The sequence below is a fragment of the Microbacterium sp. 2FI genome, from assembly GCF_005502885.1.
In the GTDB taxonomy this organism is placed as follows: Bacteria; Actinomycetota; Actinomycetes; order Actinomycetales; family Microbacteriaceae; genus Microbacterium.
Window position 1 is genome coordinate 106942 of sequence record NZ_SCMR01000011.1, and the last position, 12100, is coordinate 119041.

12 protein-coding genes are annotated in these 12100 nt (G+C 69.4%); 5 read left to right on the forward strand and 7 right to left on the reverse strand.

Annotated features, from left to right (window positions below; all coding sequences use genetic code 11):
- Positions 1–14: 14 nt before the first annotated feature.
- Genes FFS15_RS10855 through FFS15_RS10880 form a run of 6 tightly spaced genes read right to left on the reverse strand, consistent with a single transcriptional unit; the run spans position 15 to position 4998 of the window.
- Positions 15–512: a hypothetical protein gene (locus tag FFS15_RS10855; RefSeq protein ID WP_137845038.1), complete on the reverse strand. Its 498-nt coding sequence runs from the start codon at positions 510–512 to the stop codon at positions 15–17.
- Positions 496–1302, reverse strand: coding sequence for a prolipoprotein diacylglyceryl transferase family protein (locus FFS15_RS10860; protein ID WP_137845039.1), 807 nt, complete (start codon positions 1300–1302; stop codon positions 496–498). Before FFS15_RS10860 ends, FFS15_RS10855 begins: the two co-directional genes overlap by 17 nt.
- A 4-nt stretch (positions 1303–1306) precedes the next feature.
- A complete protein-coding gene (locus FFS15_RS10865; protein ID WP_212743142.1) occupies positions 1307–1624 on the reverse strand; it encodes a hypothetical protein in 318 nt (105 codons plus the stop codon).
- Positions 1621–3219, reverse strand: coding sequence for a radical SAM protein (locus tag FFS15_RS10870; protein ID WP_249353966.1), 1599 nt, complete (start codon positions 3217–3219; stop codon positions 1621–1623). Before FFS15_RS10870 ends, FFS15_RS10865 begins: the two co-directional genes overlap by 4 nt.
- Positions 3220–3251: 32 nt before the next feature.
- Positions 3252–4631, reverse strand: coding sequence for a permease prefix domain 1-containing protein (locus tag FFS15_RS10875; protein WP_137845040.1), 1380 nt, complete (start codon positions 4629–4631; stop codon positions 3252–3254).
- A gap of 1 nt (position 4632) precedes the next feature.
- The gene (locus tag FFS15_RS10880; RefSeq protein ID WP_137845041.1) at positions 4633–4998 is read right to left on the reverse strand and encodes a PadR family transcriptional regulator; all 366 of its coding nucleotides are present in this window, start codon (positions 4996–4998) and stop codon (positions 4633–4635) included.
- Between the two features lie 133 nt (positions 4999–5131).
- Here FFS15_RS10880 and FFS15_RS10885 point away from each other — a divergent pair, with 133 nt between their 5' ends.
- The gene (locus FFS15_RS10885; protein ID WP_137845042.1) at positions 5132–6067 is read left to right on the forward strand and encodes a potassium channel family protein; all 936 of its coding nucleotides are present in this window, start codon (positions 5132–5134) and stop codon (positions 6065–6067) included.
- Positions 6068–6107: 40 nt separating this feature from the next.
- Complete coding sequence (locus FFS15_RS10890; RefSeq protein ID WP_249353968.1) at positions 6108–7091, forward strand: tocopherol cyclase family protein; 984 nt, start codon at positions 6108–6110, stop codon at positions 7089–7091.
- A 15-nt stretch (positions 7092–7106) separates the two neighbouring features.
- Here FFS15_RS10890 and FFS15_RS10895 read toward each other — a convergent pair whose 3' ends face one another.
- Entirely contained in the window at positions 7107–8117 is a 1011-nt protein-coding gene (locus FFS15_RS10895; RefSeq protein ID WP_137845044.1) for a LacI family DNA-binding transcriptional regulator, read from the reverse strand.
- A gap of 108 nt (positions 8118–8225) precedes the next feature.
- Here FFS15_RS10895 and FFS15_RS10900 point away from each other — a divergent pair, with 108 nt between their 5' ends.
- The 3 genes from FFS15_RS10900 to FFS15_RS10910 are packed head-to-tail and all read left to right on the forward strand — an operon-like array spanning position 8226 to position 11877.
- On the forward strand, positions 8226–9782 hold the full coding sequence (locus FFS15_RS10900) for a sugar ABC transporter ATP-binding protein (RefSeq protein WP_249353970.1): 1557 nt from the start codon (positions 8226–8228) through the stop codon (positions 9780–9782).
- Positions 9779–10819 carry an ABC transporter permease gene (locus tag FFS15_RS10905; RefSeq protein WP_137845045.1) on the forward strand — a complete coding sequence of 347 codons (1041 nt, stop codon included), beginning with the start codon at positions 9779–9781 and terminating at the stop codon, positions 10817–10819. The genes FFS15_RS10900 and FFS15_RS10905 overlap by 4 nt, the downstream gene beginning before the upstream one ends.
- The gene (locus FFS15_RS10910; protein WP_137845046.1) at positions 10816–11877 is read left to right on the forward strand and encodes an ABC transporter permease; all 1062 of its coding nucleotides are present in this window, start codon (positions 10816–10818) and stop codon (positions 11875–11877) included. The genes FFS15_RS10905 and FFS15_RS10910 overlap by 4 nt, the downstream gene beginning before the upstream one ends.
- The last annotated feature ends 223 nt before the right edge of the window (positions 11878–12100 follow it).

Below are 12100 nucleotides of genomic sequence, written 5' to 3' on the forward strand. Positions count from 1 at the left end.
GCGTCGCGCCGGGGTCAGATTCCGTTCATGCTGGCGGCGATGATCCCCACGCACGGACCGATGACCACGATCCACGTCGCCGCTGACACGATCAGGATGCCGGTGGCGAAGCGACGCCACGTACGGGAGAACATGAGTGCGCCGGCGATCACGGGTATTGCGATGAACGGCCAGATCCATCCCCAGATGCTCCCGATCGTGCCGAGCAAGGTGATCATGAGGATGATCCCGATGAAGTGGAGCCCGCACCCGGTGCCCACTCCGGCCCAGATCCCGGGACGTGTTTCCTTCACCGGGGCGGCGCCTTCGTCGCCCGGCGGCAGCGGCGGCTCGGGCTGCAGCGACGGCCGCGGCTGCGCCTCCACGGGTTCAGGCGCCGGCGGAATCGGCGGCGGCGCCCCGTAGGGCGACTCCGGCTCGGCCGGCGGCGGGGCCGGGGCGGCGGGCTCTTCGGGCCCGGCAGGTTCTTCGGGCTCGGCGGGCTGCTCGGGCTGCTCAGACGGTCTGTCCATGGAGCACCTTCCTCTCTGTAGGCCGGATGAGCTCGCCGCGCCACGACTTGTACGCGATGCGCGCGAGGAGCAGCGGGATCGTCACGATCAGGAACAGCTGCGGCCGGGTCATCCCGAGCCAGGCCACCTCGTTGCCGCGAACGAACTCGACGAAGAAGCGGAAGATGCCGTACGCCGCGATGTAGAGGGTGAGCAACTCGCCCGCCGCGATCGGGCGGTGCCGCAGCCAGAACCACAGCAGGGCGAAGGCCACCGCGTGGAACGCGATCTCGTAGAGGAAGCTCGGGTGGAGGGCCACGCCCGGGATCGCGCCGACGCGGGCGGCGGCTTCCGCATCCAAGACGATGCCCCAGTCCGACCCGGTGGGCGTCCCCGGGTTCTCGGTGAAGAAGCACCCGAACCGGCCGATCACCATCGCGAGGGCGACGGCGGGCGCGAACAGATCGCCGCTTCGCAGGGGGTACTTCACGATGCGCTTGGCGACGTGGACGCCGAGCCACGCCCCGACGAGGGCGCTCAGCATCGAGGCGTGTCCGAAGGCGAGCTGCTCGAACAGGCTCAGGTTCTTCGACGGATCCAGGTGCTGCGCCCACGTCCCGAGCCGGGCGAAGAGGGCGGCGCCCACCAATGCCCCGAGCACGAGGTAGGGGAGTCGCGGATCAGTCTGCTGACGGCGCCGCGACTCTGCGAGGAAGACGAGTCCGGCAGCACCGAGCCCGAGCGCGACGAACACGGAGTGCGTGTCGACAGGGGGTCCCCAGCCGAGAAGATCCGTCAGCGTCGGGAACATGTGCTCAGCTCCAGATCCGGAGCCAGAGCATCACCCAGAAGGGGATCGCGACGGCGGCGAGCACCGCGATGACCGACAGGTACATCAGCACGAGCCGCGTGTCGCCGAGCTTGCACCGAGACCGCAGCAGACCCTCGCGTCGCGCCCGCGCGTAGCCGGCGATCGCGACGCCGGCGAAGGCGAGCACCGCGATCGGACCGAGAAGGCACGCGATCAGCGCCACCGTCGTGTAGACGCACAGCCGCAGCGGATCGAACGGCGCGGGCGCGTGGCCGACCGCCTCGTCGAAGCGGTTGAGGTCGCTGTAGTCGTGGGCGCTCACGGCGCGCTCGCCGTCACCGGGATCTCGCGCCTGCCGCCCGTCGCCGTCGACAGGCGCCGACGCGACAGCGGGGCCCACGCCTGCACGGCGCAGAACGGCGCGCACTGATGCGCGTCGGTGGTCTCGTTCACGGTCGCGACGTGCACGCAGCACTGCGTGAGGCGCTCCTCGATCATGGTGTGGATGTCCATGAAGGGCTTCACGGTGATCCGCAGCACCCGGTCGCCGAGCATCGCCCGCAGGCGCTTGTGCTGACCGGGCAGGGCCGAGGTCGCCAGTGCGGTGAGCGTGCCGATCCCCAGGTCGCAGTTCTGGCAGATGTCGCGCCAGATCGATGTCATCGAGGGGTGCGACAGCGACGACTGTTCGCTCAGCAGGTCGAGCAGCGACCCCTTCACGGCATCCTTCAGCGCTTTGTTGACCCCGCTGTCCGCGATCCGGTTGGCCAGGAGATCGGGCTCGAGGTCGAGGAACTCCTTGAGCCTGTCGTGGCCGATGAGGGCGGTCAGCGACTTCCAGTCACCGGAGTCGTCGCGCAGCAGGTACCCGACCGAGCAGCAGTGCGGGTGACTGCAGGGGAGCGCCGTGAGGTCGCGCCACGTCACCTCGCCGTCGGTCTGGGGTCCGAGCCGGGCGAGCACCCCCGTGTGGGTGAGGCGATCGTCGGGGTCGATGCCCGCTGACCGGCCCGACCCGAAGACCGGCTGGATCGTCACACCCCCGACGTACGGCGTCGCCATCGCGCGCCGGATGACCGCGCCGATCTCGCCGTCGTTGACGCCCAGGGTCGCCGTCATCGTGAGGGTCGTGAAGACCCCGGCAGCCGACAGCCGCTCGATCGCGCGCTCCTTGAAGCGGCGGATGTCGGCGCCCCGATGGTACGCGGACGCCTCGGCGCTCTCGCCGTCGTACTGCAGATAGATCTCGACGCGCTCGCGGTGCCGCTTGAGCGTCTCGACGAACGCGTCGTCCTGTGCGATGCGCAGGCCGTTGGAGTTGATCAGGATCCGCACGATCGGCCGGGCCACGAGGTGGTCGAGCAGCTGTTCGAGCCACGGGTACAGCGTCGGCTCGCCGCCTGAGAGCATGAGCACGTCGATGCGGTCGTTCTCGCGCGCCAGGCGTGCGTCGACCGATGCGAGCACCGCCGCCAGCGGGGCGATCGCGGATGCCGCCGGGCTCGACTCGGCGAAGCACGTCGGGCATCGCAGATTGCAGTGGTCGGTGAGGTCCTCCAGCAGGATGCACGTGTGCTGGGTCTGCATCTGGGGCAGCCCGTCCTCGTACGCCGAGGGCACCGGCTTGAAGTTGCCGATCGTGTCGGGGCCGTGCACCTTGGTCGGCGCCGTCCACTGCTCGAGGTAGGTGAGGATGTCGGCATCCTCGTCGTACATCGTGCGGATGAAGCCGTGATCCGGGCATCCGCGCTCAAGCCACACGCGTCCGCCACGCACCGCCAGCCAGCCCGAGAGCCGACGGACGTCGGCGAGGTTCCGGTCGGGATCCTCCTCGTGGCAGCGCGGGCAGAACGCGTTGACATACCGGTGCACGCGGTAGTCCCGAAGCGGCATTCCGGCACCGGCGCTGGGGGTCATGCGCCCAACATAGTGGTCGGGTCGCGAAATCCTCAGACATACCCGAACGCCGGCGGGAAGACGACGACCACGATCGCCGCCCACGCGAGGTAGATCGGCACGTAGCCGGTCTGCCAGCGCTCCAGCCGCTCGAACGGCGCACGGTGCATCGCGAATCGCAGCTGCAGCCAGGCGGCGCCGGCGAGATTCGCGAGCAGGATCACGTTGAGTCCGAGCGAGGCGAGCTTGTTGGGGCTCGCGCCGTACTCCGCGATACGGCCGACCATCGCGACCAGCACGAGGATGTCGACGACCAGTGCGGCGAGGACCATGACCAGCTGCAGCCGGTCGAACCAGCCCGCAGGTTCGATCGGATCGCGCGCTGAGAGCGCATACAGAAGGAGTGCGAGCACGACCACCAGGACGACGTCGAAGATGATGAGCAGGTCGCGCTGGCCGAACATCTCGACGTCTGCGGCCGACCCCCCTGCGGCGCCCTGCACGAACCACGCCACGATGAAGGCGAGCAGCAGCAGGGTGAACAGCGGCGTGAACAGCTTCGTCAGCACCGGCGCGATGTTCTCGATGACGCTCTGCTTGGCCTCGACGAGCCACGCGGCGATGACGACGGCGCCGGCGATCCCGCACGGCAGCAGCCACTCCGCGACGATCGTCGACGCATCCAGCCCGATGGCGCCGAACACGCCCATCGTGAGTGCGATCAGCACGCCGCCGCCGAGGGCGATCAGAGCGAGGTAGACGGCCCACTCGCCGGTGAAGCGGATGAAGTCCATGCGGGCTCTGCTTGAGCGCACCGCACCGTCGACGTACGCGATGCCGGTGACGAGCCACAGGGCGACCGCGGCGTGGATCGCGGCGAGCACGAGGGTCGCGGCGTCCGGTCCGAAGGGATAGAGCGCGAGTACCAGGGCCGCCGCGGCGAACGGCGCTGCGACCACCGCGATCGTGCTGAGCGCCGCGCGCCGGCGAACGAGGAAGAACGCGGCGACGAAGGGGAGTACCAGCAGGGCGAAGAAGCGCCCGTAGAAGTCGCCGTCGGAGGAGAAGTCGATGCCGAAGAGAGCCGGGATCTTCACGGCGACCGCCGCGCCGACGGCGAGCCCGATCGCAAGCGGCAGCGCACGGGTACGCGGTGCTTCGGGCTCGCCGTCGACGACGAGCTGCTTCCACAGGCGCTCGGAGTGCTCGCGCGCGAACTCGCGCGAGAGGTCGTCGAGACCGCCGAGGCGCTTGACGGCGACGAGGAATGCCTCATCGTCTGCGAGACCGGATGCCGAGAGCTGTTCGATCTGGCCGCGCAGGTGGTCTTCGAGCTCGTCGACATCGCGGTGGGCGATCGCCCGGCGACCGCCGACGTAGGTGCGCCACGCACTGATCTGCTCTTCGAGCTGAGGGCTGTTCTCGACCGGCATGTCATGCACCTCCGAGGGCGAAGGCGCTGCGGTCGCCGTCCCGCTCCGACCACACCTGCTGCAGCGCGGAGCTCACGACACGCCACTGGCGGCGCTGCTCGGCGAAGGCCTCGCGGCCGCCGGCGCTCAGGCGGTAGTGCTTGCGCGGGCGCCCGGTCGGAGACGCACCCCACGCGGCCTCGACGTGACCGAGCCGCTCGAGGCGATGCAGCAGCGGGTACAGCATCCCGTCGCTCCACTCGAGCTCGCCGTCGGACAGCTCGCTCACGCGCTGCAGGATCGCGTAGCCGTACGACTCGCCCTCGGCGAGGATGCCGAGCACCATCGGAGTCGCCGCCGCCGCGACCAGGTCTTTGCCGATCTTCATCACCGCTCCTATACCTAGCACCACAAGGTACGTAGAAGCACAAGGTAACCCGAGAGGCGGCCTGAGCGCAATCCCGGCACAATGGTGCCGCGGACGGCACACAGATCCGCGCCACGCGACCCGAGGAGCCGACATGGCCAGAGCACGCGAGCGGGCGGCGGCCCGCGCTGAACTGAAGAACCCGGCCTACGAGATCTTCATCGGCATCCTGTCGATCCTCTCGATCGCGAACCTCGTGCTCGTGCTCGTGTTCGCGGCCGATCCCTCGCTGCAGCTGATCCTCTCGGTGATGAACGCCCTGTTCAGCGCGATCTTCCTGGGCGACTTCATCTATCGCATCGCCACCGCGCCGTCGGCGGGCCGCTACTTCTTCCGCGGGTTCGGGTGGGCGGATCTCTTGGCGAGCCTGCCGTTCCCGCAGCTGAAGATCCTGCGCCTGTTCCGGCTGCTGCGGGTGGTGCGGCTACTGCGCGACCTCGGACTGCGCGCGATCTGGACGATCCTCATCCACGACCGCGCGAACAGCGCGCTGATGACGCTGCTGCTGATGGGCGTGCTCGTGCTGCAGTGGGGCTCGATCGGAGTCCTCGCGATCGAAGAGGACGCCGACGGTGCGAACATCACCTCGGCTTCCGATGCCCTCTGGTACACGATGGTGACGATCTCGACGGTCGGGTACGGCGACCAGTTCCCCGTCACCAACGCCGGCCGCCTCATCGGCACGCTCATCATCGTCGTGGGCGTCGGCATCTTCGGAACGTTCACCGGTTATCTCGCGAACCTCTTCCTCGGCCCGGGAAGGGCGAAGGACGAGACGGATGCCGAAGGCGATGCCGACACCGACGCTGTGGCGGACGCGGCATCGAGTGGGGTCGCGGGCGGTGCCGCGGCGGGAGCGGTGGCGGTCGGTGTCGCGGCGGGTGCCGACGCCGCCGATGCGGATGCCGACGTGCCCCCGCCACAAGACGACCGCGCCGGCGACCATGCCGAGCGCCTGCAGGAGCTGCTCACACGGTCCGAGGAGAACATCGCCGAGATCAGGCGCATGCTCGCCGACGCGACCCCCTAGGGTGGGCCGCATGCGGACACCGGCGGCGTGGGCTCGGGGGGTGCGATCCCCGGAAGCGTTTCACGGCCACGGTGTCACGCAGGGCTTCTTCGAGGGCTGGTACATCAAGCTCGTCTCCGCCGACCGCCATCAGCGGTGGGCGGTGATCCCGGGGGTCTTCCGCGGGCTCGCGGGTGACGAGGGCGAGCGCGACGAGGCCTTCGTGCAGGTGCTCGACGGGCTCACCGGGCGCTCGTGGTACCACCGCTTCGAGGTGGCCGAGTTCGCGGCATCCGCCCACGCCTTCGACGTGCAGGTCGGCCCGAACCGCTTCAGGCCCGACGGCGTGACCCTCGATCTGCCGCAGCTGTGCGGACGCATCGACTACGCGACACCGCTCGTTCCCTGGCCGGTGACGCTGCGCGAGCCCGGGATCATGGGCTGGTACGGGCTGGTGCCCTTCATGGAGTGCTTCCACGGCATCGTCTCGTTCGGCCACGAGCTCGGCGGCGCGCTCGAGGTCGAGGGCGCGGCCACCTCGTTCGACGGCGGCCGCGGGTACATCGAGAAGGACTGGGGGCGTGCATTCCCGTCGGGGTATGTATGGATGGCGAGCAACCACATCGACGCGACCACCGGCGACGGCGCGGATGCGTCGCTCATCGCATCGGTCGCCGTCATCCCCTGGCTCGGGCGGGCGTTCCGGGGATCGATCGTGGGTCTTCGACACAGCGGGCGGCTCCACCGGTGGACGACGTACAACCGCTCGAAGGAGCGCCGGCTCGAGATCGACGACACGCACGTGCGCTGGAGCGTGGAGGGCCCGGACGGGATGCTGGAGCTCGACGCCGAGCGCGTGCGCGGCGGACTGCTGCACGCGCCGCTGCGGACGGCGATGCACCAGCGGGTCGAGGAGACCCTCGACGCACGCGTGATGCTGCGCCACCGCGACGTCGACGGCCGCGTGCTGCTCGAGGGCATCGCGGAGTGCGCCGGGCTCGAGGTGTTCGGCGACACCGACCGGCTGCTCGCACTGAAGGCGTGAGGGTGGCGCCCGTGCTCAGCGCGGCCGGGTCGACGCGCGAACGATGAGTTCAGGCTGGAACACCGTCTGACGCGCGATGCTGTCGGGGTCTGCGGCCTCTTCGAGCACGATGCGCAGCGCCGTGCGCCCGATCATGCGGCTGGGCTGGCGGATCGACGAGAGCGGCACGGCGGCGGCTGCGGCGAACGGGATGTCGTCGAAGCCGATGATCGCGATGTCGTCCGGCACCTGCACGCGGCCGTCGACGACGAGCGACTGCAGCAGGCCGAGGGCCAGCAGGTCATTCGCGGCGAAGAGTGCGTCGGGCCAGTCGCGGCGGGGGCGGGCGAGGATGCGGGTGCCGGCGGCGGCGCCCTCTTCGACGGTCATCGCGGCGGTCGCGACGACCTCGACCTCGACGCGTGCGGACGCGTTCTCGGCGGCGGCGCGCGCGCCGGCGAGTCGGTCGTTGACCTGACGGATGTCGAAGGGCCCGCCCACGAATGCGATGCGACGCCGGCCGCTCTCGATGAGATGGTCGGTCGCGAGCCGCCCGCCGATCACGCTGTCGACCGAGACCGATGAGAACCGACCGTCGCCGCTGAAGCGGTCGACGAGAACGGCGGCGATCCCGCGCGCCCGCAGCCGCTGGAGGCGCGCGGTGACGTCGCCGTAGGGCGCGATGAGGAGCCCGCGCACCTGCTGCTCCTCGAACAGATCGAGGTAGAGCTTCTCGCGCCCGTGGTCCTCGTCGGTGTTGCCGTAGAGGATCGCGATGCCGTGCCGCGTCGCCTCGTCCTCGGCGCCGCGCACGACGTCGTTGTAGAAGGGATTCTGTCCGTCGAGGACGACGAAGCCGACGGTCGTGCTGATCCCGGCGCGGAGCTTTCGCGCCGCATCGTTGCGCACGTAGCCGAGTTCTTCGATCGCACGGCTGACGCGATCGACCGAGTCGGCCGACACCTCGTCGGGGCGGTTGAGCACGTTCGAGACGGTGCCCACCGATACGCCCGCACGCTGCGCGACGTCTCGGATGCTCACGGGCACGGCGGCTCCCCACTTCTTCGTCGGTCACGATTCGGTCACTGTCGGCATTCGACTTGACCGGCCTGGTCGGTGTACCTAGAGTAGCCTGAAACCAGCCTGAATCGATTCATGAACTTTCACCTCGACGAGGAGGACCCTGTGGCAGACGATGTCGCACCGGCCGCGCCGCAGCACGCACTCGAGCTTCGCCGCGTGGTCAAGTCGTTCGGACCGGTCGTCGCACTCCGCGCCGGGAGCCTGACGCTCGACCGCGGCTCGATCCATGCGCTGATCGGAGAGAACGGCGCCGGCAAGTCCACGCTCGTGAAGATCGTCGCGGGCCTGTACCGCCGCGATGCGGGCGAGTTCCTCCTCGACGGCGAATCGGTCGATTTCACGAGCACGGCGCAGTCCAAGGGCGCCGGCATCGCCGTGATCTACCAGGAGCCGACGCTCTTCCCCGACCTCTCGGTGACCGAGAACATCTTCATGGGCCGCCAGCCGACCGGGCGCCTCGGCCGCATCGACCGCAAGGCCATGCGCAGCGAGGCCCTCGAGATCTTCGGCCGTCTGGGTGTCGCTCTCGATCCCGACCGTGTCACCGAGGGTCTCTCGATCGCCGACCAGCAGATCATCGAGATCGCGAAGGCCATCTCGCTCGACGCGAAGGTGCTCATCATGGATGAGCCGACGGCCGCCCTCTCGGGCGTCGAGGTCGAGCGGCTGTTCGCCGTCGCCCGCAGCCTCCGCGACGAGGGCCGCGCGCTGCTGTTCATCTCGCACCGCTTCGACGAGGTCTTCGCCCTCTGCGACACCGTCACCGTCATGCGTGACGGCTCGTACATCGACACCACGCCGATCGCCGACACCACAGTCGACGAACTCGTCCGCCAGATGGTGGGGCGCGATGTCACCGAGCTGTTCCCGAAGCTCCCCTCCGAGGTCGGCGACGTCGTGCTCGAGGTCGAGGGGCTCACCCGCAAGGGCGTCTTCCGCGACATCACCTTCGACCTGCGCTCGGGCGAGATCGTCGGACTCGCCGGTCTCGTCGGAGCCGGCCGCAGCGAGGTCGCCCGAGCCGTCTTCGGCGTCGACCCGTATGAGTCCGGCAGAGTCACGCTGCTGGGCGCCGCACTCCCGAAGGGCAACCCGCGTGTCGCGACGAACCGCGGCATCGCGCTCGTCCCCGAAGACCGCCGCAAGCAGGGCCTCGTGCTCGACGACGGCGTCTCGCGCAACATCACGCTCGCGATTCGCTCGAAGCTCGCCAAGTGGGGGCTCATCTGGGGCGGTCTCGAGAACGAGGCCGCGCAGGTGTGGGCGAGCCGTCTCGAAGTGAAGACGGCGGCGCTGGATGCCGAGACCGGCACACTGTCGGGCGGCAACCAGCAGAAGGTCGTGCTCGGCAAGTGGCTCGCCACCGAGCCGAAGGTGCTGATCGTCGACGAGCCCACGCGCGGCATCGACGTCGGCACGAAGGCCGAGGTGCACCGCCTCCTCAGCCAGCTGGCCCAGCAGGGCCTCGCGATTCTCATGATCTCGTCCGAGCTCCCGGAGGTGCTGGGTATGGCCGACCGCGTCCTCGTCATGCGGGAGGGTCGCCTCACCGGCGAGTTCACCCGCGCGGAGGCGACTCCTGAAGCCGTCATGTACGCCGCGACCGCCGATGCGGAGGTCGCACGATGACCGCCACCGCCACGCCGGTCGTCCAGCCCGGCGCGAGCTCGGCGTCGAAGCTGGTGCGCCGCATCGCGACCGCGCGCGAGACCGGCATCCTCGTCGCCCTGCTCCTCGTGATCCTGTTCGCCACGATCGCCAATCCGAACTTCCTGTTCTCCAGCGACGGGTTCCGCGACCTGCTGCTCACGCCCTCGCTGCTGCTGCTGGTCGCCGTGGGATCGGCGATCGTGATCATCACGCGCAACGTCGACCTCTCGGTCGGCTCGATCGTCGGCCTCACCGCGTACCTCACCGGGCGCATGTTCATCGACATCCCCGGCATCCCGCTCATCGGCGTCTTCATCGGCGGCGTGGTCCTCGGCGGACTCCTCGGTCTCATCAACGGCGCCCTCGTCGCCTTCGCCCGGGTGCCCGCGCTCGTGATCACACTCGGCACGATGTACATCTACCGCGGCATCAACGTCGCGTGGACCGGCAGCGACCGCATCAACGCATCGGATCTGCCGAGCGAGTTCCGCGCGCTCGGCACAGACCGCATCCTCGGCATCCCGATCCTCACGATCATCGCGGTCGTCGTCCTCGTCGTCGCGGCCTGGTACCTCCGCAACCTCCGCAGCGGCCGCGAGCTCTACGCGATCGGCTCGGACCCTGCCGCCGCCCATCTCTACGGTCTGCGCGTGACGCGTCGCATCATCGCCGCGTTCGTCGTGTCGGGAGCCCTGTCGGGCCTCGCCGGCGTCCTCTACGCCGCCCGCTACGGCACGGTCAGTTCGGCGGCCGGGTTCGGCTGGGAGCTGCAGGCCATCGGCGCCGCGGTGATCGGCGGCGTCGCGATCTCGGGCGGCGTCGGCACCGTCTGGGGCGCCGCGATCGGCGCGTTCCTGCTGCTGACGATCAACCGCGCCCTCCCGATCCTCGGGATCGACGACTTCTGGCAGCGCGCCGTGGTCGGCGCCCTCATCCTCGGTGCCATCGTGCTCGACCGCGTGCTCGCGGTCCGCCAGCATCGACGACTCATCGCACAACGGGAGGAGACACGATGACCGCTCTCACCGAAGCCGCGCCGACGCGCGTCTACAGCGCGCATGCGCGTCCCGCGTGGCGCCGCGTGCTCCTGACCCGAGAGACCGCGATCATCGTGATCCTCCTGCTCGTGGTCTTCGTCTCGCTCGCGACCGTGCGCAACTTCGACAGCCCGCTCACGGTCACGTACCTGCTGCGCGACATCGCTCCGATCCTCTTGATCGCCCTCCCGATGACGCTCATCATCATCACGGAGGAGATCGACCTCTCGGTCGCGAGCATCGTGGGCCTCTCGAGCGTGACGACCGGCATCCTGACCCAGGCCGGACTCCCGTTCCCTGTCGCAGCCTTCGTCGCGATCGTCGTCGGCACGATCGCCGGCGCCTTCAACGGGTTCCTCGTCACCGTCGTCGGTCTGCCGTCGCTCGCCGTCACGATCGGCACGCTGGCGCTCTTCCGCGGCATAGCGGTGGGCCTGCTCGGCACGACGGCGATCACCGACTTCCCCGAGGAGTGGACCGACCTCGCCAAGGCGAACATCCCGGGGACGCCGGTGCCGGTCATCATGATCCCGTTCCTCGTGCTCGCGATCGTCTTCGCGGTGCTGCTGCACTTCACGCCGTTCGGCCGCTCGCTGTACGCGATCGGACTCAACAAAGAGGCGGCGGCGTTCTCGGGCATCGACGTCGGGCGCACGAAGTTCCTGCTGTTCGTCTTCAGCGGCGCGGTCTCGGGCTTCGCCGGCGTCTACTTCACGCTGCTGTACTCCAACGCCCGCGGCGACAACGCGATGGGGCTCGAGCTCCAGGTGATCGCGGCGGTGCTGCTCGGCGGCGTCTCGATCTTCGGCGGCCGCGGCGCCCTGCACGGCGTCATCGCCGGCGTGCTGCTCATCGGAACGCTCGGCAGCGCGCTGCGCCTCGCCGGAATCACCAGCGACATCATCAACGTCATCACCGGGGTGCTCCTCATCCTCTCGGTGGTGTCCGCAAGCCTCCTCGCATGGCTGCAGGCTCGTCGGGCCTCGGCCATCGGGAAGAAGAAGGGGAGGGCCGACGCGCCGACAGGCGGGTCGTGATCCTCCCACAGCGAACCACGCGCAATCAGTGCACCAAGGAAGGAAACAATGATGTTCGGAAACACGCGCAAGGCCCGGCTCGCCCTGGCCGCCGCCGCGCTCACCATGGGTGTCGCGCTGGTCGCGACGGGCTGTTCGGGTTCGGGTGGCGATGGTGGCGATGGTGGCGACGCCGGTGATGGCGGGGATGCGAATCTGTCGATCGTGATGCTGCCGAAGAACC

Excerpts from the sequence above, each read along its gene's own strand:
- FFS15_RS10885 (WP_137845042.1), top strand. The coding sequence starts at position 5,132 with ATGGCCAGAGCACGCGAGCGGGCGGCGGCCCGCGCTGAACTGAAGAAC.
- FFS15_RS10860 (WP_137845039.1), bottom strand. The coding sequence starts at position 1,302 with ATGTTCCCGACGCTGACGGATCTTCTCGGCTGGGGACCCCCTGTCGAC.
- FFS15_RS10870 (WP_249353966.1), bottom strand. The coding sequence starts at position 3,219 with ATGACCCCCAGCGCCGGTGCCGGAATGCCGCTTCGGGACTACCGCGTG.
- FFS15_RS10905 (WP_137845045.1), top strand. The coding sequence starts at position 9,779 with ATGACCGCCACCGCCACGCCGGTCGTCCAGCCCGGCGCGAGCTCGGCG.
- FFS15_RS10900 (WP_249353970.1), top strand. The coding sequence starts at position 8,226 with ATGAACTTTCACCTCGACGAGGAGGACCCTGTGGCAGACGATGTCGCA.
- FFS15_RS10875 (WP_137845040.1), bottom strand. The coding sequence starts at position 4,631 with ATGCCGGTCGAGAACAGCCCTCAGCTCGAAGAGCAGATCAGTGCGTGG.
- FFS15_RS10910 (WP_137845046.1), top strand. The coding sequence starts at position 10,816 with ATGACCGCTCTCACCGAAGCCGCGCCGACGCGCGTCTACAGCGCGCAT.
- FFS15_RS10855 (WP_137845038.1), bottom strand. The coding sequence starts at position 512 with ATGGACAGACCGTCTGAGCAGCCCGAGCAGCCCGCCGAGCCCGAAGAA.
- FFS15_RS10880 (WP_137845041.1), bottom strand. The coding sequence starts at position 4,998 with ATGAAGATCGGCAAAGACCTGGTCGCGGCGGCGGCGACTCCGATGGTG.